Source organism: Streptomyces sp. NPDC043726, assembly GCF_056436565.1.
In genome coordinates this window covers 331,418-355,301 of sequence record NZ_JBWKCI010000005.1, presented here as the reverse complement: position 1 = coordinate 355,301, position 23,884 = coordinate 331,418, and the positions used below count along the sequence as shown (strand labels likewise).

20 protein-coding genes are annotated in these 23,884 nt (G+C 72.4%); 13 read left to right on the top strand and 7 right to left on the bottom strand.

Translation table 11 applies throughout. The features are described from left to right. Positions 1-226 precede the first annotated feature (226 nt). Positions 227-1,345, top strand: a complete 1,119-nt coding sequence (locus AC068Z_RS17230; protein ID WP_478555973.1) for a mechanosensitive ion channel family protein — start codon at positions 227-229, stop codon at positions 1,343-1,345. A 6-nt stretch (positions 1,346-1,351) separates the two neighbouring features. Here the strand turns inward: AC068Z_RS17230 and AC068Z_RS17225 are convergent, their stop codons facing one another. Continuing rightward, a complete protein-coding gene (locus AC068Z_RS17225; protein WP_478555971.1) occupies positions 1,352-2,893 on the bottom strand; it encodes a M1 family metallopeptidase in 1,542 nt (513 codons plus the stop codon). A 465-nt stretch (positions 2,894-3,358) separates the two neighbouring features. Between AC068Z_RS17225 and AC068Z_RS17220 the strand changes: the two genes are divergently transcribed. Then, positions 3,359-5,578 (top strand): NADP-dependent isocitrate dehydrogenase, encoded by a 2,220-nt coding sequence (locus AC068Z_RS17220; protein WP_478555969.1) that lies wholly within the window; start codon positions 3,359-3,361, stop codon positions 5,576-5,578. A 155-nt stretch (positions 5,579-5,733) separates the two neighbouring features. Further along, complete coding sequence (locus AC068Z_RS17215; protein WP_478555967.1) at positions 5,734-6,099, top strand: hypothetical protein; 366 nt, start codon at positions 5,734-5,736, stop codon at positions 6,097-6,099. Positions 6,100-6,121: 22 nt separating this feature from the next. On the opposite strand, the gene AC068Z_RS17210 is transcribed toward AC068Z_RS17215, so the two are convergent. Beyond that, positions 6,122-6,652 carry a VOC family protein gene (locus tag AC068Z_RS17210; RefSeq protein ID WP_478555965.1) on the bottom strand — a complete coding sequence of 177 codons (531 nt, stop codon included), beginning with the start codon at positions 6,650-6,652 and terminating at the stop codon, positions 6,122-6,124. A 118-nt stretch (positions 6,653-6,770) separates the two neighbouring features. On the opposite strand from AC068Z_RS17210, the gene AC068Z_RS17205 reads away from it, so the two are divergent. The 4 genes from AC068Z_RS17205 (at position 6,771) to AC068Z_RS17190 (ending at position 10,569) form a co-directional block, all read left to right on the top strand. After that, entirely contained in the window at positions 6,771-7,820 is a 1,050-nt protein-coding gene (locus AC068Z_RS17205; RefSeq protein ID WP_478555963.1) for a hypothetical protein, read from the top strand. A gap of 42 nt (positions 7,821-7,862) precedes the next feature. Next, positions 7,863-8,423: a DinB family protein gene (locus AC068Z_RS17200; protein WP_478555961.1), complete on the top strand. Its 561-nt coding sequence runs from the start codon at positions 7,863-7,865 to the stop codon at positions 8,421-8,423. A 16-nt stretch (positions 8,424-8,439) separates the two neighbouring features. Beyond that, complete coding sequence (locus AC068Z_RS17195; RefSeq protein ID WP_478555959.1) at positions 8,440-9,222, top strand: N-formylglutamate amidohydrolase; 783 nt, start codon at positions 8,440-8,442, stop codon at positions 9,220-9,222. 126 nt (positions 9,223-9,348) lie between these two features. Further along, on the top strand, positions 9,349-10,569 hold the full coding sequence (locus AC068Z_RS17190) for a cytochrome P450 (protein WP_478555957.1): 1,221 nt from the start codon (positions 9,349-9,351) through the stop codon (positions 10,567-10,569). Between the two features lies 1 nt (position 10,570). Here AC068Z_RS17190 and AC068Z_RS17185 read toward each other — a convergent pair whose 3' ends face one another. From AC068Z_RS17185 to AC068Z_RS17175, 3 genes are read right to left on the bottom strand one after another with little or no spacing between them, the layout of a single operon-like run. Then, positions 10,571-11,077, bottom strand: coding sequence for a hypothetical protein (locus tag AC068Z_RS17185; protein WP_478555955.1), 507 nt, complete (start codon positions 11,075-11,077; stop codon positions 10,571-10,573). Next, positions 11,074-11,712 (bottom strand): RNA polymerase sigma factor, encoded by a 639-nt coding sequence (locus tag AC068Z_RS17180; RefSeq protein WP_478555953.1) that lies wholly within the window; start codon positions 11,710-11,712, stop codon positions 11,074-11,076. The genes AC068Z_RS17185 and AC068Z_RS17180 overlap by 4 nt, the downstream gene beginning before the upstream one ends. Continuing rightward, complete coding sequence (locus AC068Z_RS17175) at positions 11,709-13,148, bottom strand: S8/S53 family peptidase (RefSeq protein WP_478555951.1); 1,440 nt, start codon at positions 13,146-13,148, stop codon at positions 11,709-11,711. The genes AC068Z_RS17180 and AC068Z_RS17175 overlap by 4 nt, the downstream gene beginning before the upstream one ends. A gap of 108 nt (positions 13,149-13,256) precedes the next feature. Between AC068Z_RS17175 and AC068Z_RS17170 the strand changes: the two genes are divergently transcribed. Continuing rightward, a complete protein-coding gene (locus AC068Z_RS17170; RefSeq protein ID WP_478555949.1) occupies positions 13,257-15,866 on the top strand; it encodes a CHAT domain-containing protein in 2,610 nt (869 codons plus the stop codon). Between the two features lie 48 nt (positions 15,867-15,914). Here AC068Z_RS17170 and AC068Z_RS17165 read toward each other — a convergent pair whose 3' ends face one another. Further along, positions 15,915-17,693, bottom strand: coding sequence for a LuxR family transcriptional regulator AbsR2 (locus AC068Z_RS17165; RefSeq protein WP_478555947.1), 1,779 nt, complete (start codon positions 17,691-17,693; stop codon positions 15,915-15,917). Between the two features lie 97 nt (positions 17,694-17,790). Between AC068Z_RS17165 and absR1 the strand changes: the two genes are divergently transcribed. Together absR1 and AC068Z_RS17155 are read left to right on the top strand one after the other, a co-directional pair. Continuing rightward, the gene (gene absR1 / locus AC068Z_RS17160) at positions 17,791-18,876 is read left to right on the top strand and encodes a beta-glucuronidase AbsR1 (RefSeq protein WP_478555945.1); all 1,086 of its coding nucleotides are present in this window, start codon (positions 17,791-17,793) and stop codon (positions 18,874-18,876) included. A 129-nt stretch (positions 18,877-19,005) separates the two neighbouring features. After that, the gene (locus tag AC068Z_RS17155) at positions 19,006-20,091 is read left to right on the top strand and encodes a glycoside hydrolase family 19 protein (protein ID WP_478555943.1); all 1,086 of its coding nucleotides are present in this window, start codon (positions 19,006-19,008) and stop codon (positions 20,089-20,091) included. Positions 20,092-20,098: 7 nt separating this feature from the next. Here AC068Z_RS17155 and AC068Z_RS17150 read toward each other — a convergent pair whose 3' ends face one another. Continuing rightward, complete coding sequence (locus tag AC068Z_RS17150; protein ID WP_478555941.1) at positions 20,099-20,839, bottom strand: DUF3152 domain-containing protein; 741 nt, start codon at positions 20,837-20,839, stop codon at positions 20,099-20,101. 229 nt (positions 20,840-21,068) lie between these two features. Between AC068Z_RS17150 and AC068Z_RS17145 the strand changes: the two genes are divergently transcribed. Genes AC068Z_RS17145 through AC068Z_RS17135 form a run of 3 tightly spaced genes read left to right on the top strand, consistent with a single transcriptional unit; the run spans position 21,069 to position 23,826 of the window. Continuing rightward, positions 21,069-21,761, top strand: coding sequence for a response regulator (locus tag AC068Z_RS17145; protein ID WP_478555939.1), 693 nt, complete (start codon positions 21,069-21,071; stop codon positions 21,759-21,761). Between the two features lie 35 nt (positions 21,762-21,796). Further along, the gene (locus AC068Z_RS17140; protein WP_478556352.1) at positions 21,797-23,230 is read left to right on the top strand and encodes a sensor histidine kinase; all 1,434 of its coding nucleotides are present in this window, start codon (positions 21,797-21,799) and stop codon (positions 23,228-23,230) included. After that, complete coding sequence (locus tag AC068Z_RS17135; protein WP_478555937.1) at positions 23,227-23,826, top strand: GerMN domain-containing protein; 600 nt, start codon at positions 23,227-23,229, stop codon at positions 23,824-23,826. Before AC068Z_RS17140 ends, AC068Z_RS17135 begins: the two co-directional genes overlap by 4 nt. The last annotated feature ends 58 nt before the right edge of the window (positions 23,827-23,884 follow it).

Here is a 23,884-nt window from a genome sequence, read left to right as displayed (position 1 = left end):
GCGCATACGGGAGCACGGACGCCCCCAGTCCGCGCCCCCGGGCGCTCCCCCGGCGACGAAGGACCTGGTACGAACCCCTGTGCGGGATACGGCAGGATGAGCCGTCGTGCCCGGTCGGCGGGCGTTGGTAGGGTCCGGGAATCAAGCAGGTGACAGACGTGACGAAACTTCACATCCGGCCGACGGCGGGGTATTTCGCCGCCGCTTCTCTCCTCGGAGGTGACCGGTGAAGCGGGATCTCACCATGGACGACCTGGTCATCGCCGGGATCGCGCTGGCCGCGGGCCTGTTGGCGGCGTTCCTGCTGCGGACGCTGCTGCGCTGGCTGGGCAAGCACGCCGACCGCACCCGCTGGAGCGGCGACGACCTCATCGTCGACGTGCTGCGGACCAGCGTGCCGTGGGCCGCGTTCCTCGGTGGCGCGGCCACCGCCGGCGCCGCGCTGCCGCTGACCAAGACGGTCCAGCACAACGTCAATCAGACCCTGACCGTGCTGCTCATCTTCGTCGTCACGCTGGCGGTGGCCCGGGGCATCGCCGGGGTGATGCGGACGGTCACCCAGTCCCGGCCCGGTGTCGCCGGGTCCGCCACGATCTTCGTCAACATCACCCGGATCCTGGTCCTGGCCATCGGCTTCCTCGTGGTGCTGCAGACCCTGGGCATCTCCATAGCGCCCCTGCTCACCGCCCTCGGCGTCGGTGGTCTCGCGGTCGCGCTCGCGCTGCAGGACACGCTGGCCAACCTCTTCGCGGGCATCCACATCCTCGCCTCCAAGACCGTCCAGCCCGGTGACTACATCCGGCTGAGCAGTGGTGAGGAGGGCTACGTCGAGGACATCAACTGGCGTCAGACGACCGTCCGTAATCTCTCCAACAACCTGGTCGTCATCCCCAACGGCGAGCTCGCCAAGACGAACATGACCAACTTCATGCGTCCCGAGCAGGAGCTGACGATCCTGCTCCAGGTCGGCGTCGCCTACGACAGCGATCTGGAGCAGGTCGAGCGGGTGACCAACGAGGTCATCGGCGAGGTGATGGCCGAGGTCGAGGGCGCCCTTCCGGACCACGAGCCCATCATCCGCTTCCACACCTTCGGCGACTCCCGTATCGGCTTCACCGTCATCCTGGGCGTCGGCGAGTTCAGCGACCAGTACCGCATCAAGCACGAGTTCATCAAGCGCCTGCACAAGCGCTACCGCCAGGAGGGCATCCGGATCCCCGCCCCGACGCGGACGGTGGCCATCCACCAGGCCGGGACGGCCGTACAGCCGGATCCCTTGGTCATACCGCAGCAGCGCGGCCCGGAGAACGAGCCGGGCGAAGTCCCCTCCGCCCGGCTCGACTGAACCGGCTCAGAGGGTGGCCGAGTTGTCGTGGTAGCCGCCGCGCCGCCTGCGCGGGGCGGCCGGTGACGGCGACGAGGCCACCGGGGTCACCGTCCAGTCCGGGTGGCCCGGCATCCGCGGCGTCTTCGTGCCGTAGAGCCAGTCCCGCAGGAAGCCCGACAGGTCCTGCCCGGACACCTCGGAGGCGACGGCTATGTAGTCCTCGGTCGACGCCGACGAGTCGCGGTACCGCTCCAGGAAGGCGCGCTCGAGCGCGTTGAAGGCGTCCTCGCCGACAGCCTGCCGCAGGGCGTACAGGACGAGGACGCCGCCCAGGTAGCGCTGGCCGTCGAAGAGGTTCGCGGCGTTCGGCGCGGCGACCGGGCCGGAGGTGGCGCGCCACTGGTCGCCGAGCGCGTAGGTGTGCTTCATCCGGGCTTCCAGGCTGGTCATGCCGAGCGAGTCGGGCCAGCCGCGCTCGTAGCGGTACAGCAGCCCGTAGAAGTCGGCGTGGCCCTCGTTCAGCCAGAGGTCGGCCCAGGTGGCGGGGGAGACGCTGTTGCCGAAGTAGGAGTGGACCAGCTCGTGCATCATGTGCGAGCCGATCTTCTTCTCCTCCTGGAGGAGGTAGTTCGGCCGGTAGATGGTGAGCGTCTGGGTCTCCAGGCCGGTGAAGCCGAAGGGCTCCGGGACGTCGGAGTTGCAGGGCAGCAGGCCGTACGTCTCGAAGGGGTACGCCCCGAGCCGCTGCTCGATCCACTCGACGAGGGCCGGGGTGAGCGCCAGCGCGGGCTCCAGCGCGGCGGCCCGCGCGACCGGCACGACGTCCCGCAGCGGCAGCCCGTGCGGGCCCTGCCGGTCCTTGATCACATAGTCGCCGACGGTGATCTGCACCATCTCCGTGGCGATGGGCGAGCGGGAGCGGTAGGTGTACGCGGTCCGGCCGTCGGCCAGGGACTCGGTGCGGACGAGCTGACCGGAGGCGACGCCGCGCAGTCCGGCGGGGACGGTGAGCCGGAAGGTGAAGTCGGCCTTGTCGACGGGGTGGTCGTTGCAGGGGAAGACCGTGTGCGCGGAGTCGGGCTGGCAGGCCACCGCGAAGCCGTCCGGGGTGGCCACCCAGCCGGTGTGCGACAGGGTGCGGCGCGGGTCGGCGGAGTACTCCACGCAGACCGTGACCCCGGCCTTCCTCGGCAGCGTCACGGCCGGGGTGATCCGCAGCTTCTCCCCCGCCTGCTCGAAGGCCGCGGCGCGACCGCCGACGCGGACGGCGCGCACGTCCAGGCCGAGGGCGTCCAGGGAGAACCGGGTCAGGGCCTGGGTGGTGCGGAGGCGCAGGGTGGCGGTGGCGTCGACGAGCCGGGTCGTGGCGTCGTAGGCGAAATCGAGGTGGTACGACGAGACGCGGTAGCCGTCGTTGCCGAGCGCGGGGAAGACGGGGTCGCCGATGGTCTCGGGGCCCGGGGTCCCGGTCTTCGCGGAGGCGGCGTGCGCGGAGGGGGCCACGGTCAGGGCCGCCGCCGTACCGATCAGGGCGGCCGGGGCCGTCACTCGGGTGCGATATCTCATGGTCTGCTTTCGCTCGGGCGGCCGGGTGGTCAGGTCCGGCCATCACCTCGGATCGAGTGATCCACCTACAGGACTGCCGGATCCGGCCCGGAGGTTGCCCTTCCGCCCAAAACTCGCGCCTCAGGTGTTCGGAGGGGGAACGGGACTCACGGCGCTCCAGGGGCGGCCGTTGTCCAAACCTCGCACCGCACGCGTGCTGAGTGGGAGCTTCGGCCGTCGGCGGGCAGGGGTCAGGGCGGACACCGGTGCAGCCGGGCGCTGCACCCCGTCGAGTCGCGGCGCACCCCGGTCCAGCCAAGCTCGGCGCCGCATCGAGCCGTACCGCGCTCCGGTCGCGGGAGGTACGGAGGCCGGTCGAGTCGGGGCGGACCTTGCCGAAGTCGGGTGCGGACCCCTGTCGAGTCGGGGGCGATCACGAGATATCTTGATGTCGAGCAATGTTGCAGACGTGGAGCGGAGCACCCGGTGACTGACTCGACCATCATCTATACGCACACTGACGAGGCCCCGGCCCTGGCGACGTATTCCTTCCTGCCGGTGGTCCAGGCGTACGCCTCGCGCGCGGGTGTCGCCGTGGAGACGCGGGACATCTCGCTGGCCGGCCGCATCATCGCGGTGTTCCCGGAGTACCTCACCGAGGACCAGCGCATCCCGGACGCCCTGGCCGAGCTCGGTGAGCTCGCCAAGACGCCCGCGGCCAACATCATCAAGCTGCCGAACATCTCGGCGTCGATCCCGCAGCTCAAGGCCGCCGTCGCCGAGCTGCAGAGCCAGGGCTACGCGCTGCCGAACTACCCGGACGACCCGAAGACCGACGAGGAGCGGGACATCCAGGCCCGCTACGACAAGGTCAAGGGCTCCGCCGTGAACCCGGTCCTGCGTGAGGGCAACTCCGACCGCCGCGCCCCCGCCTCGGTCAAGAACTACGCCAAGACCCACCCGCACCGCATGGGCGCCTGGAGCTCCGACTCCAAGACGAACGTGGCCACGATGGGCGTCGACGACTTCCGCTCCACCGAGAAGTCCGTCGTGATCTCCGAGGCCGGTTCGCTGCGCATCGAGCTCAAGGGCGACGACGGTTCCACCACCGTGCTGCGCGAGTCCGTACCGGTCCTCGCGGGCGAGGTCGTCGACGCCTCCGTGATGCGCGTCGCCGCGCTGCGCGAGTTCCTGACCGCGCAGGTCGCCCGGGCCAAGGCCGAGGGCGTGCTGTTCTCCGTGCACCTGAAGGCCACGATGATGAAGGTCTCCGACCCGATCATCTTCGGCCACGTCGTCCGCGCCTTCTTCCCGAAGACCTTCGCGAAGTACGGCGAGGTCCTCGCCGGCGCCGGTCTGACCCCGAACGACGGTCTGGGCGGTATCTACAAGGGCCTGGAGGCCCTGCCCGAGGGCGCCGAGATCAAGGCCTCCTTCGACGCCGAGCTCGCCGAGGGCCCGGCCCTGGCGATGGTCGACTCCGACAAGGGCATCACCAACCTGCACGTGCCGTCCGACGTGATCGTCGACGCCTCGATGCCGGCCATGATCCGCACCTCCGGCCACATGTGGGGCCCGGACGGCCAGGAGGCCGACACCATCGCGGTGCTGCCGGACTCGTCGTACGCCGGTGTCTACCAGGTCGTCCTCGACGACTGCCGCGCCAACGGCGCCTACGACCCGTCGACCATGGGCTCCGTCCCGAACGTCGGTCTGATGGCGCAGAAGGCCGAGGAGTACGGCTCCCACGACAAGACCTTCGAGATCCCGGTCACCGGCACCGTCCGCCTGGTCGACCAGAACGGCGACGCCGTCATCGAGCAGGCCGTGTCCGCCGGTGACATCTTCCGCGCCTGCCAGACCAAGGACGCGCCGATCAAGGACTGGGTGAAGCTGGCCGTCACCCGCGCCCGCGCCACCGGCGACCCGGCCGTGTTCTGGCTGGACGAGACCCGCGCGCACGACGCCAACCTGATCGCCAAGGTCAACGCGTATCTGCCCGAGCACGACACCGACGGCCTGGACATCCGCATCCTGGCCCCGGTCGAGGCCACCAAGCTGTCGGTGGAGCGCATCCGCCGCGGCGAGAACACCATCTCCGTCACCGGCAACGTGCTGCGTGACTACCTGACCGACCTCTTCCCCATCCTGGAGCTGGGCACCAGCGCCAAGATGCTGTCGGTCGTCCCGCTGATGGCGGGCGGCGGCCTGTTCGAGACCGGCGCCGGCGGCAGCGCGCCGAAGCACGTCCAGCAGCTGGTCAAGGAGAACTACCTGCGCTGGGACTCGCTCGGTGAGTTCTTCGCGCTGGTGCCGTCCCTGGAGCAGTACGCGAAGACCACGGGCAACGCGCGCGCCCAGGTCCTCGCCGACGCACTCGACCGCGCCACGGCGACCTTCCTCAACGAGGACAAGTCCCCGACCCGTCGCGTCGGCGGCATCGACAACCGCGGCAGCCACTTCTACCTGTCCCTGTACTGGGCGCAGGAGCTGGCCAAGCAGACCGACGACGCGGAGCTGGCCAAGGCCTTCGCCGCGATCGCGGAGACGCTCACGGCGAACGAGCAGCGAATCGTCGAGGAGCTGAACGCGGTGCAGGGCTCCGCGGCCGAGATCGGCGGCTACTACCAGCCCGACCCGGCGAAGGCCGCCAAGGTCATGCGCCCGTCGGCGACCTGGAACGAGGCGCTCGCGTCCCTGAGCTGACCCGTTGAGCTCATCCGGAGGGCCGGCCCCGTCAGGGGCCGGCCCTCCGGCCTTTTCCGGACGATCTCGTTCAGCCCCGAACCGCTGTGGATCATGCTTACGATCACTCCCGCGGCCACGGGAGACACCCGTACGGCCGCAGAGGGAGGGGACCCATGTCCAGCATGTCCAGGCGCGCCCTGCTCGGCTATTCCGGTACCACGGCGGCGGGCGCGGTGCTCGGCAGCGCTGCGTCGGCACAGCCCGCTTCCGCGGCGGAGGCGGACGCGGAGGCACAGGCCGAGGCGGTGGCGACCGAGTTCGACCCGCACACGTTCTTCAAGGGCCGTACCTGGAAGGCCGGCGAGTACGAGACGAACATGGAGGTCGAGATCGAGTTCCGGGTGCAGAACCACGAGACCCCGGCGGCCTCCGCCGTCAGCCCCACCGAGATCGCCGAGGCCCTCAACGAACTGGCCGCGGCCAAGGGCTGGCCGCCGATCACGTTCTACGGCACCCCCAAGCCGGCCCCGCTGAACTGACCCAGCCGATGAGGCTCAGCGGTCAGGTGTTCCGGACCGGCGCGCTGCTGCGCCCCTGGCTCCGGCCGCTGAGCTCGGCGTCGAGGGTCTCCTGGGCGACGCGCATGCCCTCGGCGTAGACGGGCTCCTGAAGCCGCTTCCACATCTCTTCCTCGGGCACGTCCTCGACGTGGCTGATCACCCACCAGATGTTCCCGAAGGGGTCCTTGACCCGCCCTCCGCGCTGTCCGAAGGCGCTGTCCGACAGTTCGGTGACGACTTGCGCGCCGGCCGCGACGGCCCGCGCGAACGCGGCGTCCGCGTCGGCGACGAACACCTGCAGCAGGCTCGGCATGACGGGCCACTCGGGCCGGCGGTCGAAGGCCAGGACGACGGTGTCCCCGACCCGGATCTCCCCGTGCCCGACGAGCCCGTCCTCGGTCACCACCCGAGCCAGCTCCTCGCCCTCGAACGCCTCGGCGACGAAGTCGAGGAAGGCCCCCGTGTCATCGGTGACGACCCAGGGCGCGACGGTGGTGTAACCCTCGGGCGCGGTACGGCTCCGCTCGGACATGATGGCTCCTTCGCTGAGGACGACGGTCATCGATGACGCTATCGACGCACTAGGCCGCTTTCTGTCCTACATGCCCGGCCGGAGGGTGTTGTCAGTGGCCTCCGCTACCTTCTGAGGCATGTCGATCACCGCACAACTGCGCGACTCGGTGAAGCTGCCGGGTGGGCGGGCCCTGGTCAACGGGTTCGCCCTGGAGAGCCGTGGGGACGGTTCGCGGCGTGCGCTGTTGCGGCAGGGCCATGAGCTAGAGGTGTACGACCTGTACGAGGTCTTCGAGGGGGAGTCGGCGCCCACCGCCGTGTTCCAGCTGCCCTGGCCGGGGTGGGACCGGGGGGTCCATTCGGTCAGCCCCGACGGGGAGTTCGCGGTGTTCTCGGGGCAGCGGGCGGTCCGGGCCGTGGGGGCGGGGGGCCGCACGCTGTGGGAGTACCGGCACGGCTGCTGGGGCCCCGAGATCGGGCACCCGCACTCGGGCGACGAGCAGGAGGTCTGCCGCGGCCCGGAGCACGGGTCGTGCCGGGTGTCCGACGACGGCCGGCTGGTCTGGGCCCATGTCGTGCTCGAACCGGAGGAAGGCTCCTGGGAGGAGTGCTGGGTCGTCCTCGACGCCGCGGACGGACGGGAGTTGGCCCGGTTGCCCCTGGACAGCGCGGCGGCCGGTTCGCACCAGGTCTCCCACCCCGACGGTGCCCACATGGGCCTGTGCATCGGCATGGGGCAGGACGGCGTCCTGGTCCACTGGGCGCGCTGGGACGGCGAACGGCTGACCAGCTGGGACAACGACGGGAGCACGGACCGCATCCTGACGGACGTGCACGCGGACCGTCCCGGCTTCCTGACCGTCGAGCACTACGGAGCGGACCTGCGGCTGCACGCCCTGGACGGCACCGTGCTCGCGGAGGCGGAGCCCGAGGACGCAGACGGCTGGGACTACGGCTGCGGCTTCCTCGACGGCGGCACCGTCATCGCGTCGACGCTCGAGTACGACGAGGACCCGGAGCGAGCCCGGCACTGGCTCCTGGACGCCGGGACCCTGGAGACACGCGGGACGATCACCTATCCCGCCGGGCCGGTGGACAGCTACGTGTGTCCCCTCGGCGACGGGACCTGGCTCACGTACGACGACGGCACCCGGACGCTCAACCGCTGGGCCCTGGAGGGCGCGTAAATCGCTTGCGCGCCCGCCCCCCTCGACAGCATCGTGAGCGCAATGAGCGACGTACCCGAGCGCTGGACTCAGGCAAGCGTCTACCCGGACATGTGGGCGGACCCCGGCGAGGATCCCCGCGACAACGACGGACCCGGCCCGGAAGGAGAGCTCGCGACGTACCGGAGCGTGCTGCGCGACTTCCGGCTGACGCTGGAGATGAAGTGCCAGGGCCTGGACCCGGAGCAGCTGGCGCGCCGCTCGGTGCCGCCGTCCACCATGTCCCTGCTCGGTCTGCTCCGCCATCTCGCCGAGGTGGAGCGGGACTGGCGCAACTGGATCGTGCCGGGCGAGCCGGAACCGAAGCTGTACGGCAAGCGGGACGCCGACTTCGAGGGGGCCGTCGCGGAACAGGCGCTGGTGGACGGCGCGTTCGCCGACCTCGCCCGGGAACAGGCGGCCACCGACGCGGTGTTCGCCGCGTATCCGGACCCGGCCACCCGGGTGGGCGAGGACGACAACTCGCTGCGCGAACTGTGGGTGCACCGCATCGAGGAGTACGCCCGCCACTGCGGCCACGCCGACCTGCTGCGCGAACGGATCGACGGCCGGGTGGGACAGTAGACACAGGAGCCCACCCATGAACTTCGCCCTCACCCCCGGCGCCGAGCACTCCCCCGTCGTCCTCCATGTCCCGCACTCCGCACGCGAGATCCCGGACGAGGTGCGGAGCGGGATCGTGCTCGACGACGCGGCGCTCGAGCGGGAGCTCGATCACATCACCGACGCGCACACCGCGCGGATCGCCGACGCGGCGGCCGAGGCGTGCGCGGTCACGCCCTGGGTGTTCGCCAACCGGCTGTCCCGGCTGGTCGTGGACCCGGAGCGGTTTCCCGACGAGCGGGAGGAGATGCTCGCCGTCGGCATGGGCGCCGTCTACACGCGGACCACGCACAAGGACGTGCTGCGGGAGGACGACGGAGATCCCGAGCCGCTGCTCGACCGGTACTTCCGGCCGTACGCGCGGGCGATGAGCGATGCCGTGGCCGGGCGGCTCGCCGCGACCGGGCGGGCCGTGATCATCGACGTGCACTCCTATCCGAGCCGGCCTCTGCCCTATGAGCTGCACGGGGACGGGCCCCGGCCGGCGGTCTGTCTCGGGACCGACTCCTTCCACACGCCCCCGGGGCTGCTCGCGGCGGCCCGGGAGGCGTTCGCGGAGTGCGGGGACGTCGGACTCGACAGTCCCTTCGGCGGGACGTACGTACCGCTGGAGTTCTACGGGGCCGACCCGCGGGTCAGCGCGCTGATGGTGGAGATCCGGCGGGACACGTACATGGCGGAACCCGGCGGGCCCGCCGGGGCCGGGCTCCCCCGGCTCGCCTCCGCCCTCGCCCGGCTGGTCGACGCCCTGCCCGGGTGAACTCCGTCGGGCGGGACCCCGCCGGCGCCGCCGCCACGGGTCGAGACGTCCAGAACCCACCCCAACGACCACCGCCTGGAGCACTTCCGGGCGACAGCCGGGCGGGCGGGGCCGAGGGTTGAGGGCATGACTGAGGAGACCACCACGCTCACCGGGCAGGCGCCTCCCCCCGTACGGGACTGGCCCGCCATGGACGTCGACGGCACCGACTTCGACCCGGTCCTCGCCGAACTCATGCGCGAGGGCCCGCTCACCCGCATCCGGCTGCCGTTCGGCGAGGGCTGGGCCTGGCTGGCCACCCGCTACGACGACGTCAAGGCGATCACCAACGACCCGCGGTTCAGCCGGGCGGAGGTCACCACCCGTCAGGTGACCCGGATGGCCCCGCACTTCAAGCCCCGCCCCGGCTCGCTGGCCTTCGCCGACCAGCCCGACCACAACCGGCTGCGCAAGCCGGTGGCCGGCGCCTTCACCGTCGGCGCGATGAAGCGGCTGCGCCCGCACGCGCAGCGCATGCTGGACGAACTGGTCGACGGCGTCGTACGCGACGGTCCGCCCGCCGACCTCGTCGAGCGAGTGCTGGAGCCGTTCCCCATCGCCGTGGTCAGCGAGGTCATGGGCGTACCGGCCGCCGACCGCGCCCAGGTGCACTCCTGGACCCGGACCATCATCTCCACCACCGGCGCCGAGGACGCCGAGCGGGCCAAGAACGGGATGTACGGGTGGATCGCCGACACCATCCGGGCCCGCGCCACGAGCCCCGGGGACGACGTGTACTCGCTGCTGGGGTCCGCCGTGCACCGCGGTGAGATCAGCGAGACCGAGGCGGTCGGCCTCGCCGGTCCCCTGCAGATCGGCGGCGAGGCCGTCACCCACAACTGCGGTCAGATGCTGTATCTGCTGCTCACCCGCCCGGAGCTGCTGGAACGGATGCGCGGGCGGCCCGAGGAGCGGGGCGTGCTCCTCGACGAGCTGCTGCGCTTCATCCCGCACCGCAGCAGCGTGGGCCTCGCCCGGATCGCCCTGGAGGACGTCGACCTGCACGGGTTCCGCATCCGCGCAGGGGATGCGGTGTACGTGTCCTACCTGGCCGCCAACCGCGATCCCGAGGCCTTCGCCGAGCCGGACCGGATCGACCCGGACCGCGCGGCACCGCCGCATCTGGCCTTCGGCAACGGCTCGCACTACTGCACCGGCGCGGTGCTCGCCCGGCTCCAGACCGAGCTGCTGCTGGACACGCTGCTGGAGCGGCTGCCGGGACTGCGGCTCGCGGTGGCACCCGAGGAGGTGCCGTGGCGCCGTAGGACCATGATCCGGGGTCCGCAGTCCCTGCCCTGCGCCTGGTGAGTCAGGCGCGCAGCCACTCCGTGACGACCACCTCCCCGCCGGTCCGCAGCCGGAGTGCGAACGGACCCGCGGGCGGGGCGTCACTGACGAAGCGGCCCATGGCGTCCGCCGTGAGCGGCGCCGCCGCCTGAGGGCCGCTGAGCACCTCGATCCGGGCCGGCTGGGGCGGCAGCACCTGCCCCATCAGGCCGTGCCCGGTCACCTCGACGTCCACGGTGACCTCCCCCGCGCGGAAGGTCAGCATCCGCGGCACGTCGGTGGCACCCCGGACCGGGATGGCGTCCACCACCGAGTCGAAGGTCAGCTCGGCGATCCGGGCGTCGAGGTCGTGCAGCGCGTAGGCGTCGACGGCGATCCGGCTCAGCTCCGCCGGGACCGGGTCCAGGATCGCGGCGGCCCGCCTCAGCTCCTCCTCCAGCAGGGCGTCGTCGAAACCCCCGTCGCCTAAACCCCCGTCGCCGAGGCCCCCTTCGTCGAGGCCCCGCTCGTCGAACTCTTCCTCGTTCACAGCGCTCCCCGTGCGTCGAGTCGGGCCCTCAGGCGGCGCAGACAGCGCTGACGCAGCGGCCCGATGCTGCCCACGGCGATGCCCAGTGCCGCGGACACCTCCTGGTAGCTGGGCGGTGGTGTGGACATCAGCACGCGCAGCAACTCGCGGCAGCGTTCGCCGAGTTCCTCGAACTCCTGCCACAGCCGCCGGACGCGCTCGCTCTGCGCGGCCGCCTCCTCGGAGTCCAGCAGCGACTCCTCGGGCGTACGGTCCTCGCTGACCCGGTCCAGCAGTTGCGGGTCGTCGGTCGGCGTCAGCCGCCGGGAGCTCTTGAGGACCTTCAGGCTCTCGTGCCGGGCGGTGCTGGCGAGCCAGGACCCGGCCTTCTCCGGCTCCCGGATCCGCCCCAGATGCTGGGCGAAGCGGAACCAGACGGTCTGGTACACCTCGTGCGCGTCGGCGTCGGAGAGCCGGTGGGCGCGCACCACCGACCACACCAGCGGGCTCAGCCCTTCCACGAGCGCTTTCCAGGCCGCCGCCTCACCGTCGACGGCGGACTGGACGAGCGCGCCGACCTCTGCACGTTCCACGGCCCCACCCCTCGTGTACGGCAAGTCATCGTACGCCGCGGAGGGGGCGGTTCCGAGCCTCATGCCGGAGGAGTGAGCGGCACGACGGGGACCGGGCGCCAGGTGGGCGGGCGCAGCGCCGGCACATGCGCCCCGCGCACCTCCGCGAACTCCGTGTTCGCGGCGAGCAGCTGGGTGCGGGCGGTGCGCGGGTCGGTCTCCTTGTGCGCGGTCATGTGCGCGGCGATCATGCCGGCCACCACGGGGGTGGCGAAGGAGGTGCCGCTCCAGTGCGCGAACCCCTCGAACATCACCTGGTCCGGCTTGCCGGTGCTCGCTGCGGCCCGCTCCTCGCTCAACAGGCCGGTGTGGCGCGGCGACTGGCAGGTGCACACGTAGGCGAAGCCGTAGCGGCAGGAGTCGTACGTGGAGTGCTGGTAGACGTACGGCACGGGCGCGTCGAAGCCGGTGAAGGAGCTGGTGAGGCGCTCGCCGGGGGCGTAGGCCTTCACCCAGGAGCCGTGGTTGGAGAAGCAGGCGCCGTACTCGCCGTCCCCGCGCAGCGCGCCGATCGACAGCACGCAGTCGGCGTAGTCGGGCAGTTCGGCGTAGGCCGCGGGCCAGAAGGGGGTGGCGCTGGCGTTGTTGCCGGCGGCGGCCACCAACAGGGTGCGCTGCGCGCGCAGTTCCCGCATGAAGGCGTCCAGGCCGAGCAGTCCGTCGGTACGGCCGTTGGAGGTGCCCGCGGAGAGGCTCAGGATGTCCGGCCAGCCACCGGCCTCGACCGCCTCGAAGAGCTTGTCGCCGAACTCGGACTCCAGGATGGCCCCGGCGTCGTTGAGGGTGTTGCGGACGGTGATGTCGGTGTTGGGGGCGACGGCGGCGACGAGTCCGGCGATGAACGTGCCGTGTCCGACGTACTGCTGGAGGATCCCGTCGTCGTCGCACTCCTTGATCTGCCCGTCGCCGTCGGTGTGCGCGAGCAGCGGGTAGGAGCGGTAGTCCTTCATCAGCCCGGTGTCGATGACGAGGACGCCGACGGCGGTGTCCGCGTCGTAAAGGCCCTCGGCGGCGGCCGGGTTGGGCGGCTGGGTGAGCGGCGCGGGCAGCGGCTCGTCGCCCGGGCAGGCGTTGACGGCGATGGACACCACATGGTTACGGCTGACCAGGCGGCGTCCGGCCCGGCCCTCCGCGGTGCGCAGGGCCCGGAGCGCTCCGGCGACGGCACGGTCGCCGCGCCGGTCGCCGTGGCCGGGGTCGCCGACCTGGATCCGGGTGATGCCCGAGCGGTTGGTCTCCGGGCTCGCCCGGCGCACATGGTCGGCGGTGAGCCCGGTGAACGCGGTGAAGTGCTCGCGCACGGCGTCCTCGACGACGCGGGCCTCCTCACCGTCCCGGGCCAGCACGACACCCTTCTCGTAGAAGAACTCGGCGGAGTCGTCAGGACCCATCGCCAGGGGGACGTCGGGCATGCAACGCTGGATCTGCTCGAACTGCTCGTGGAATCGCTGTGGTGCCATGGCGTGTCCTCCCGCTGAGGCGACGGTCGTCAGACAGAGTCGCGGAGCCCGCGATTGATACAGCGCCGACCTGTGTGGCCGGCAAGGCGGAGCACTACTATCCGTTGAGTGACAGCGGGAAGCGACTCGGTTCTCGAACTGCTGCCGAAGGTGTTCGCCGCGCCCGGGGAGGCTCTGGCCGGGGCGGAAGAGGTGCTCGGCGCCGATCCCTCACCGCTGCACGCCTCCGTCGCGCATCAGGTGATCGGTATCTGGCAGCGGGACTTCGGTGATCTGCGGCTCGCGCTGGACCATCTGCGACGGGCGCGTGATCTCGCGGCGCGCGCGGACTCGGCGGAGCGGGAGGCCGACGTGCTGGGCACGCTCGGCGTGGCGCTGGTGCACGCGGGGCGCACCCGGCAGGGCCTGGCCGCCTTCGACCAGGGAGTCGCCCGCGGTTCGGGGCACACCCGGGCGCGGGTGCTGTACCGGCGGGCGTACGTGTGGTGGGTGCTCGGGCATCACCGTCAGGCGCAGGAGGACGTCCGGCGGGCGATCCCGGTGCTGCGGCAGGCGGACGACGTGATCTGGACGGCGCGGGCGCTGACGTTGCGGGCGACGGTCCATCTGGCGCTGGGCGCGGTGGAGCGGGCGGACGCGGACTTCACGGCGGCCGAGGCGCTGTGGGACACCACGGGCCAGGAGCACGACAAGGCGGACGCGGTCGAGAGCCGGGGGCTCGCGGCGTTCCGGGCCGGGGACATCCCGGTGGCGCTGCGGCTGCTGGACGAGGCCGAGGAGCGGTACGCCAAGCTCGGCACGCCGACGTTCATGCTGGACATCCGGCGCTGCGAGGTGCTGATGGCGGCCGGGCTCGCCCCGGAGGCGCTGGCCGAGGCGGACGCGGCGATCGGCGTCCTGGACGAGCTCGGCGGACAGTCCACGCGCAAGGCGGAGCTGCTGCTGGTGGCCGCGCGGGCGGCCCGGCTCACGGGTGATCCGCACACCGCGATCGCCCGCGCGGCGCTGGCGGTACGGCTGTTCGCCGGGCAGCGGCGCACCTGGTGGGAGACGCACGCCCGGCTGGTGCTGATCGAGGCACGGCTCGCCGCGGGACGCGCCTCGGGGCGGCTGGTCGCGGACGCCGCCGGGGTCGCCGACCGGCTGGCCTCCTTCGGCGCCCCGGCCGCCCCTGAGGCCTCGCTGCTCGCGGGCCGGATCGCGCTGGAGCTGGGCTGGCGGGCGGACGCGGAACGGCACTTGGGCATCGCCGCCCGCAGCCGGCACGCGGGCCCGCCGCTGGCGCGGATGACGGGCTGGGCGGCGCAGGCCCTGCGGGCGCGGGCCGCCGGTTCGGGGCGCGGGGTGCTGGAGGCGTGCCGCCGCGGCCTGGACGTCCTGGACGACCACCGTACGACGCTGGGCGCCTCGGAGCTGAGGGCGCGGGCGACCGCGCAGGGCGCCGAACTCGCGGCGCTGGCGCAGCGGGTGAGCCTGGACTCCGGCGGGCCGCGGCGGCTGCTGGTGTGGAGCGAGCGGTGGCGGGCGACCGTACTGACCGCGCCGCCGACCCGGCCGCCCGCCGATCCCGCCCTGCAGAGCGGGCTCACCGCCTTCCGGGAGATCGCGGCGCGCGCGGAGGCGGCGCGCATGGAGGGGCGGCCGGTGCCGGCCCTGGAGCGTGAACAGCGCCGTCTGGAACGGGAGATCCGCTCGCGCACCCTGCACATGCGCGGGGAGGCGCCGGGCGACGGGGACCGCTTCGACCCGGGGCGGCTGCTGAACCGTCTCGGCGGCGACACCCGGCTCGTCGAACTGGTCGTGGTGGACGGGCGGGTGCAGGTGCTGCTGTGCGGGCAGGGTCGGGTGCGGCGGTTCGAGGGCGGGCTGCTCGCCGACGCGGAGACCGAGGCGGAACATGTGCAGGCGGGGCTGCGGCGGCTGGCGCACCCCGGGGCCGAGGGCAGGCTGCCCGTGGTGGAGGCGGCGGGCAGGCGTCTGGAGGAGCTGCTGCTCGGTCCGGCGGCCGACCAGCTGGGCGACGGCCCGGTCGTGGTCGTACCGCCGGGGCGGCTGCACCGCGTGCCGTGGGCGCTGCTGCCGTCGCTGCGGGAGCGGGTGGTCAGCGTGTCGCCCTCGGCGAGCAGTTGGCTGCGTGCCCGGGAGACGGAACCGCCGCCGGGCGGCCGCCAGGTGCTGGTGCGCGGTCCGGGTCTGGCCACGGGGGGCGCGGAGGTGCCCGAACTCGCGGACGGGTACGGCGGCAAGCCGACGCTGCTGGAGTACGAGGACGCGAGTGTGCCGCGGGTGCTGGAGGAGCTGGACGGGGCCGCGCTCGCGCACATCGCCGCGCACGGCACCTTCCGGGCGGACAGCCCGCTGTTCTCGGCGCTGCGGATGGCCGACGGACCGCTGATCGTCCATGACTTCGAGCGCCTCGACCGCAGCCCCTACCGCATCATCCTCTCCTGCTGCGACACGGCCCGTTTCGCCCAGGTGGGTGCGGACGAACTCCTGGGCCTGGTCACGGCGTTGCTGCCGCTGGGCACGGCCGGGGTGGTGGCGTGCAGCGCCCCCGTCAACGACGAGGCGGTCGTCCCGCTGATGGTCGCCCTGCACAAGGGCCTCGGCGCGGGTCTGTCCCTGGCCGAGGCCCTCCGCGACGCGCGAGCCGCCGTACCGGCGGACGCGACACACCGGGCGACGGGGTGGGCGTTCACCGCGTTCGGAGCGGCGTGAAGGGCGGTGTGACGGGCGGTGTGACGGGCGGCGTGACGGGCGGCGGGTCTACGCCGGTTGCGCGTCCGGGAGTTCCACGAGCCACGGCAGCGCGCCCCGGTCACTCGCGCCCAGGCGGGCGTAGGCGCTGTAGAGGTGGTTGCCGACCGTGCGGACGGACAGGGTGAGGCGTTCGGCGATCTGACGGTTGCTCAGGCCGGCCGCGGCCAGCGTGACGATCTGGCGCTGGCGGGCGGTGAGTTCGCCGAGGACCAGCCCGGACAGGGCCGGGGTGCGGGCGCCCTGGCAGCGGCGGGCGAGGGAGACGGCCCGGGTGCGTGAGGTGCGGGCGGCCCTGGGGTCGCGGTGGGCCCGTACGGCCTGTGCGTGCGCCTCCGCCGCGTACAGCAGCAGCCCCCGCTCCCGCAACGCCTCGGCGGCCCGGTCGAGCGCGGGTCCGTCGCCCCGGGCGAGCGCCTCGGCGTGCTCGGCGAAGACGCCGTCGAGCCGTCCGACGGCCCGTTCGGGCGCGCCGAGGCGTACGGCGTCGTAGGGCTCCACCGTCTCCAGGGCCGCGTCGATGTCCCCGCGCGCCACGGCGGGCCAGCCGTCCCGGCCGTCCACGGCGGCCGTGACCTCACCCGACTGGGCGGCGGCCAGGGCGAGTTCGTGCGTGCAGCCCGGGTCGTCGGGCGCACCGAGCAGCCCCTCCCTGGCCCAGGCCTCGGCCTCCCGCAGCCGTCCGCAGAGCCGGGCGAACCGGGCGCGTACGACCGCGTATCCGGCCGGGACGGGAGCCCCTTCGTCCACCAGCCACTCCCCCACCGGCGCCGACACCGCCCGTACGTCGGCCAGTTGGACACTTCGTGCCAGTACGGCGGTCTCGGCGTCGAGGGCCGCGGCGCACTGCTCCGGGGTGCGGGCGAGGCGCCGCGCCCGGAGCCGGCCGGCCGCGGCCCGCAGCACCGGGCCGTGCAGCGGGTGGACGAGACGGACGGCGCCCTGGTCGTCGATGTGGATCAGGCCCTCGGCCTCCAGGCGTTCCAGGACCCACAGGTCGAAGGAGTCCATGTCCAGGGTCAGGGGCTCACCGAAGGCGAGGCGTTCGAGCGTCTCGCGCTCCTCCGGGCGGACCCGGTCCAGAACCTGCGCGGCGCGCTCCCGCACGGTCGCCGTCAGCGGCACAGGACCGCGCCAGGCCCAGGCGTCCGCGTCGGGGACCTGCGTGAGCATCCCGCGGTCGCGCAGGGCACCCGACAGGTCGCGCAGGAGGCGCAGATCGCCCTGGCACAGGCGGTTCAGCCGGTGCACGGTGAGCGGTTCCAGGCTGCCGCCCGCCTCGGCCGCGAGCAGATGGGCCGTCTCCTCGGCGGACAGCGGGTCCAGGACCAGACGGGGCAGCAGCTCGCCGGTCCACAGCCGGGAGATCGCGCCGGGCGCCGGAACCCCGTCGGTGGCGACGACCAGCAGCCGGGTGCGGCCCTGTACGGCCAGCTGGTGGACCAGGGCGGCGGAGGCGTCGTCGAGGAGATGGGCGTCGTCGACGAGCAACAGCCGTACGGAGGAGAGCAGTTGTACGGCCCGGTGCAGGGTGACGCCCTCGGGCAGCAGGTGCGCGAAGGCGGCGAAGGGGATGGTGCGGGCCTCGGGGGTCCCGGCCACCTTGGCGCAGTCCGTGCCCCGGGTGGCCTCCACGGCGAGGCGGGTCTTGCCGCAGCCCGCGGCTCCCGTCACGACGATGCCGTGCCGCCCCGCGGCCAGGGACCTGCGGATCAGCTCGACTTCGCTGTCCCGTCCGGTGAACGGCCAGGGCAGCTCCAGGGTCTTCGCATCCCGTTCGAATGTCATCACATCTACCAGAGCACGGTTACTCATCCCTGATACAGGGTGACTTGAGTAGCCCCCGACTCAGGCGCGGGGCGCCCGGCGACGGCAGTCTTCTCGCATGACCGCTCGCTACTGCTCTCTCGCGCAGCAGTCGGCCCCCGTTCTGACACCGGGGCTGACCGCCGAGCGGCAGCGCGCGCTCATCGGCGGACGCCGTATGTGGGTGAACAACACCGTCCTGCACTACTGCTTCTTCGACGGGGGCGCCGACGCCTCAGTGATTCCCGTACCGGGTACCGGGGGGTCCCGGCGGGTGTCCTGGGTCGGCGCGAAGGAGCAGCGGGACGTGGTGCGCGAGTGCTTCCAGGAGTGGCAGGACCTCGGCATCGGGGTGTCGTTCACCGAGGTCGCGGACCGCTCGGAAGCGGAGTTGCGGATCGGGTTCCAGCTGGGTGACGGTTCCTGGTCGACCGTGGGCAAGGACGCCCTCCAGGTCGGCCTGAACGAGCGGACCATGAACTTCGGCTGGGACCTGACCGTGCCCGGGGAACGCGGGACGGCCCTGCACGAGATCGGGCACGCGCTGGGCATGCTGCACGAGCACCAGAGCCCGTTCGCCGGCCTCCACTGGGACGACGAGGCCGTAGTGGCGGACCTCGCGGGCCCGCCGAACTTCTGGAGCCGGGAGACGACGTTCTTCAACATCCTGCGCAAGCTGGACCCGGACGAGGTCAACGGCTCCGCCTGGGACCCGCAGTCGATCATGGAGTATCCCTTCGAGGCGGGGCTCGTCCTGGAGCCCGAGCAGTACCGCGCGGGTCTGAACCCGCCCGGCACGCTCTCCGCCGCCGACAAGGAGTTCGTCCTGCGCTGGTACCCGCCGACCGGTCCCGAACAACCGCCCGCGCTGGTGCCGTTCCGCTCGGCGCCGATCGGTCTGGGACCGGGGGAACAGGCCGACTTCACCGTCGAGCCGCCGGAGACCCGCGAGTACACCGTGGGCACCTTCGGTGACAGCGACACCGTCGTGGTGGTCTTCGAGGAACGGGACGGCGAACCCCGCTACCTCACCGGCCAGGACGACGGAGGCACACCTGGCAACGCCACGATCAAGGCCCATCTCGTCAAGGGCCGCCGCTACTTCGTCCGTGTGCGCCTGTACTCCGCCTGGGGGTCGGGGGAAACCGCGGTGATGTGCTGGTAATCAGCACGGGTACGACCGCACACGGACGGACGGACCACTGTCCGGCGCCGGGGGAGCGGCCGGGAACATGGCCTTCGGGGGAGGGTGATGTTCCCGGCCGCGAGCGTCAACCCACTTACCTCAAGCCACATGGGCCGCGGCACGGTCCTCGCCATGCTCGCCGCCCTGTTCTCCGCGACTCCCGCCCAGGCCGCCTCCGGCGCCATCACCGGTCTCGCCGGCAAGTGCGTCGACGTGGCCGGCGCGAACAGCGCCAACGGCACCGCCGTACAGCTCTACGACTGCAATGGCACCGGCGCCCAGATCTGGTCCAACTCCGGGGACGGGACCCTGCGGGCGCTCGGCAAGTGCCTGGACGTGGTCGACCGCGGCACCGCGGACGGGGCCGCCGTCCAGCTGTGGGACTGCTCCGGAGGGGCCAACCAGCAATGGGTGGTCACCTCGGCGCGGGACATCGTCAACCCGGCCGCGAACAAGTGCCTGGACGTCCGTGACAACAGCAGCGCCAACGGCACCCGGCTGCAGATCTGGAGCTGCACGGGCGGCGCCAACCAGAAGTGGACCGCGCCCTCGAGCGGGGGCGGCACCAACCCGTCCGGGTTCGTGGTGTCCGAGGCCCAGTTCAACCAGATGTTCCCGAACCGGAACTCCTTCTACACCTACAGCGGGCTGACCGCAGCGCTGAGCGCCTACCCCGGGTTCGCCACCACGGGCAGCGACACGGTGAGGAGGCAGGAGGCCGCCGCCTTCCTCGCCAACGTCAACCACGAGACCGGCGGTCTGGTCCACATCGTCGAGCAGAACCAGGCCAACTACCCCCACTACTGCGACTGGAGCCGCCCGTACGGCTGCCCGGCCGGACAGGCCGCCTACTACGGGCGGGGCCCGATCCAGCTGTCCTGGAACTTCAACTACAAGGCCGCGGGTGACGCCCTGGGCATCGACCTTCTGGGCAATCCCTGGCGGGTGCAGAACGAGTCGGACGTGGCCTGGAAGACCGGCCTGTGGTACTGGAACACCCAGTCCGGCCCTGGCACCATGACCCCGCACAACGCCATGGTCAACCAGGCCGGCTTTGGCCAGACGATCCGCAGCATCAACGGCTCCCTGGAGTGCGACGGCCGCAACCCGGCGCAGGTCCAGAGCCGCGTGGACGCCTACCAGCGGTTCACGTCGATCCTCGGGGTCGCCCCGGGCGGCAACCTGTACTGCTGACGCACGTTCAGGAGACGGCGGGGCCGGTCACGTACCGGCCCCGCTCGTCGTAGGGCCAGACGTTGGGCACGCAGCCGTGCAGGCCCTTGATCTGCTGCATCATCGCCGGGGCCGGCTCTCCGGGGCCCGGGCAGCCCACATGGCCGTGGCCGAGGAAGTGGCCCACCTCATGGTTGATGATCAGCGCGCGGTAGGCGGTGACGTCCTTGGCGTAGACGGGCGTTGCCAGCAGCCAGCGCTTCAGGTTCACCATCACGTGCCGGGTGACGTTGCAGTTGTACTCACCGCCGGTGTCCAGGCCGTACTGTCCGCAGATCCGGTCCACCGTGCCGGGCGTCGCGACCCGGACCACGAAGTCCGCCGTACCGCTCGACACCCGCCGGAACGCCGAGTGGCCGTCGGCGGTCCAGCCGCGCGGGTCGGCCAGGATCCGGTCCACCTGCCGGGCCACGTCCGCGGGGTCGAGGTCGAGCCCGTCCTCGATCTCGACGCGGTAGCGCAGGGCGGTGCCCTGTCCGGCCTTCCGCCCGGAGCCCGGCGCGGTGGTGAAGGTCCCCGGTCCGGTCGCCGGGATGTCGGGCTCGGCGGAGGTCTCCTGCGACGGCGACGGCTTCGTCGAGGGTGAATCGGTTGTCGGCCGGGGGGACTTGGCGGGTTGCGTACGCTGCTCTCCCGCGCCGGAGGTGGTCGCGTCCACGGCCGCGAATCCGGCGGCGCCCAGGATCGCCAGCGCGGCCAGGCCTCCCACCAGCGGTCCCTTGCGCGGGCGCGGAGTGCCGTTCGAGGGGCCGCTCCGGCGACGACGGCCACGGGATGAAGATCGTCTGCTCGTGGTCATGCCGGCCAGGCTGTGAGCGCAGTGTGATCGCACCGGGCGCAAACGATAACGAAACGATAACGCGCCACCGCTTCCAGGTTTATGTGATCATCCCGTAACAGAAGCCCGAACGGACTGATCCCCTACGGATACTGAGCGCATGCCACGCGTTCTGCTGATCGAAGACGACCGTGCCGTGCGGGAGGCCGTCGCCCTGGCCCTGCGCCACCAGGGGCACGAGGTCGCGGCCGTGGAGACCGGGGAGAGCGGTCTCGACCGGGTGCGTTCCTTCCGTCCCGACGCCGTGGTGCTCGACCTGATGCTGCCCGGCATGCCCGGCCTGGACGTCTGCCGCGCGCTGCGCTCCCTCGACCAGACCCTGCCGATCATCATGGTCACCGCCCGGGGCGACGACGAGGACATCGTCGTAGGCCTGGGGGCGGGGGCCGACGACTACGTGGTCAAGCCCGTGCAGGCGCGGGTGCTCCAGGCCCGGATCCGGGCCGTGCTGCGCCGGGCGACGGGAGCGGCCGCCGACACCGGCATACCGAAGATCGACACGTACGGGGAGCTGGCCGTCGACCGGGCCGGGCTCTCGGTCGCCCGAGCCGGGGTGCCGATCGCGCTCGCCCCGTCCGAACTGCGGCTGCTGCTCACCCTGTCGGCCTCCCCCGGCCAGGTCTTCAGCCGGCAGCAGTTGCTGGAGGCGGTCTGGGAGCACAGCTATCACGGGGACGCGCGACTGGTGGACGCCTGCGTGAAGCGGCTGCGCGCCAAGATGGGCGAGCCGCCGCGCGAGCCCCGCTACATCCAGACCGTGCGGGGCTTCGGCTACCGGTTCGCGGCGCGGTGAGGCGCCCACGCCTCCTCCGACCGCGCGGCCTGCGGATGCGGTTGGTGGTGGCCTTCGCCCTGGTCACCGCGGTCACCGCCGCCGCCACCGGCACCCTGACCTTCCGCGAGGCGCGCAACGGCGTCCTCCAGCAGAGCCAGGACACCGTCATCCAGACACTGCGCGCCCAGGTCGGCCGGCTCGCCGAGGAGTTCGCCTTCCCGCCGGACGAGGACGAACTGGTCCGGTTCGCCACGGAGATCGCCCGCGCCGACCCCTCCGGTACCTGGCGGGTGCTCGTCACCTACGGCGAACTCAGCGGCGCCTCCGTCCCGGAGGAGACCTTCGAGGAACTCACCCCCGACCTGCGGGCGTCCGTCGGCTCCAGCCTGGCCACGGTGTTCCAGCGGGTGGACAGCGGCGAGCACACCGCCCTCGTCGTCGGCATGTCGGTCACCTTCACCTCCTCCGACGGGGGCGCGTACGCCTCCGGGGTCCGGGTCTTCCTCACCGTGCCGCAGACCACCGAGCGGGCCTACGTCGGCGCCCTGGTCACCGCCGTCGAGCGGGCCACCGTGCCCGCCCTCGCGCTCGCCGTCCTGCTCGCGCTGCTCGCCGCACGCGGAGTGCTGCGGCCGGTGCGGGCGCTGCGCCACGCCACCCGGCGCATCGCCGAGGGGCGCCTCGACACCCGGCTGGCGGTCGACGGCTCCGACGAACTCGCCGATCTGTCGCACACGTTCAACGAGACGGCCGCCGCCCTGGAGGCCTCCGTCGCCGAACTGCGCGGCATGGAGGCCAGGGCCCGGAGATTCGCGGCCGACGTGTCGCACGAACTGCGCACCCCGCTGGCCGCCATGGCGGCGGTCACCGACGTGCTGGACGAGGAGGCCGCGCGCCTCGACCCGGACACCGCCACCGCGGTCCGCCTCATCAGCGAGGAGACCGTGAAGCTGGCCCGCCTGGTGGACGACCTGATGGAGATCTCCCGCTTCGACGCGGGCGCCGCGGTGCTGCACCTGGACGAGATCGACCTCGCCGAGTCGCTGCGCCGCACCCTCGCGGCCCGCGCCTGGTCCGGCCTCGTGGAGTGCGAACTGCCGCCGCCCGGCGCCCTGCGCGGCCGGGTCGACCCGCGCCGCCTGGACGTCGTGGTCGCCAACCTGGTCGGCAACGCCCTGCGGCACGGCGAACGTCCGGTACGGCTCCGGCTGTTCGAGGGCGGGGAGCGGCTCGCGGTGATCGAGGTGCTCGACCGGGGCTCCGGCATCCCCGAGGACGTACTGCCCCATGTCTTCGAGCGGTTCTACAAGTCCGACGCCGCCCGCGTCCGTACCGAGGGCAGCGGCCTGGGCCTCGCGATCACCGCGGAGAACGTCCGGATGCACGGCGGCACCGTGCACGCGGCGAACCGGCCCGGCGGCGGCGCCGCCTTCACCGTACGACTTCCCCTGCCCGGCGACGAGTCGAGCCCGGAGAGCCCGTCATGAGACGCCTGCGGTTCCTCGCGGCCCTGTGCGCGCTCACCACCTCCTGCGGCATCCCCACGACCGGGGTGGTGGAGGCGGGCGGCCCCGCCAGCGGGATGGTGCCGACGGTCCGGGTCTACTTCGTGGCGGACGGCGCGCTGCTGAGCGTCCCCCGCCCGATCTCGGCGCCGATCGACGTGAGGCAGGCCCTGGAGGCGCTCTTCCAGGGGCCGAACGAGCTGGAGCGGAGCAAGCGGATCAGGACGGCGCTGCCTCCGTGGACGGGCATGTGGAGTCTGCCCCCGACGCCGGACGGGGCACAGGAGGCCGCCCCGGACGACTTCGTGACGGTGGTCGAGCGGGGGGACGGGATCACCGTCGAGCTGTCCCGCGCGGCGGGCGGGTTGAGCGGCCTCGCTGTGGCTCAGATCGTCTGCACGGCGACCTCGGCCCAGCGCGTCGCCGAACCTGGGGCGGAACCCTTGCCGGTGACGGTCACGGAGGCGGACGGGCACCGGGCCGACGGGGCCGGCGTGCGGTGCCCTGAGGACTGGCGGACCGCTCACGCACACCGGCCTGGTCCAGCCCGCCCCACCTCGGGGCTGACGACCCCGTGACGCCCTGACATCGACCCGCCCGTCAGCGGCGGACGCGAAAGGGCCAGGGGCCGTTTCA

What these genes read in the sequence shown, in the direction of transcription:
- AC068Z_RS17135 (WP_478555937.1), top strand. Translation starts at nt 23,227, where the DNA reads ATGAGACGCCTGCGGTTCCTCGCGGCCCTGTGCGCGCTCACCACCTCC.
- AC068Z_RS17180 (WP_478555953.1), bottom strand. Translation starts at nt 11,712, where the DNA reads ATGAGGCTCGGAACCGCCCCCTCCGCGGCGTACGATGACTTGCCGTAC.
- AC068Z_RS17200 (WP_478555961.1), top strand. Translation starts at nt 7,863, where the DNA reads ATGAGCGACGTACCCGAGCGCTGGACTCAGGCAAGCGTCTACCCGGAC.
- AC068Z_RS17165 (WP_478555947.1), bottom strand. Translation starts at nt 17,693, where the DNA reads ATGACATTCGAACGGGATGCGAAGACCCTGGAGCTGCCCTGGCCGTTC.
- AC068Z_RS17190 (WP_478555957.1), top strand. Translation starts at nt 9,349, where the DNA reads ATGACTGAGGAGACCACCACGCTCACCGGGCAGGCGCCTCCCCCCGTA.
- AC068Z_RS17215 (WP_478555967.1), top strand. Translation starts at nt 5,734, where the DNA reads ATGTCCAGCATGTCCAGGCGCGCCCTGCTCGGCTATTCCGGTACCACG.
- AC068Z_RS17195 (WP_478555959.1), top strand. Translation starts at nt 8,440, where the DNA reads ATGAACTTCGCCCTCACCCCCGGCGCCGAGCACTCCCCCGTCGTCCTC.
- AC068Z_RS17210 (WP_478555965.1), bottom strand. Translation starts at nt 6,652, where the DNA reads ATGTCCGAGCGGAGCCGTACCGCGCCCGAGGGTTACACCACCGTCGCG.
- absR1 (WP_478555945.1), top strand. Translation starts at nt 17,791, where the DNA reads ATGACCGCTCGCTACTGCTCTCTCGCGCAGCAGTCGGCCCCCGTTCTG.
- AC068Z_RS17205 (WP_478555963.1), top strand. Translation starts at nt 6,771, where the DNA reads ATGTCGATCACCGCACAACTGCGCGACTCGGTGAAGCTGCCGGGTGGG.
- AC068Z_RS17155 (WP_478555943.1), top strand. Translation starts at nt 19,006, where the DNA reads ATGGGCCGCGGCACGGTCCTCGCCATGCTCGCCGCCCTGTTCTCCGCG.
- AC068Z_RS17145 (WP_478555939.1), top strand. Translation starts at nt 21,069, where the DNA reads ATGCCACGCGTTCTGCTGATCGAAGACGACCGTGCCGTGCGGGAGGCC.
- AC068Z_RS17175 (WP_478555951.1), bottom strand. Translation starts at nt 13,148, where the DNA reads ATGGCACCACAGCGATTCCACGAGCAGTTCGAGCAGATCCAGCGTTGC.
- AC068Z_RS17140 (WP_478556352.1), top strand. Translation starts at nt 21,797, where the DNA reads ATGCGGTTGGTGGTGGCCTTCGCCCTGGTCACCGCGGTCACCGCCGCC.
- AC068Z_RS17225 (WP_478555971.1), bottom strand. Translation starts at nt 2,893, where the DNA reads ATGAGATATCGCACCCGAGTGACGGCCCCGGCCGCCCTGATCGGTACG.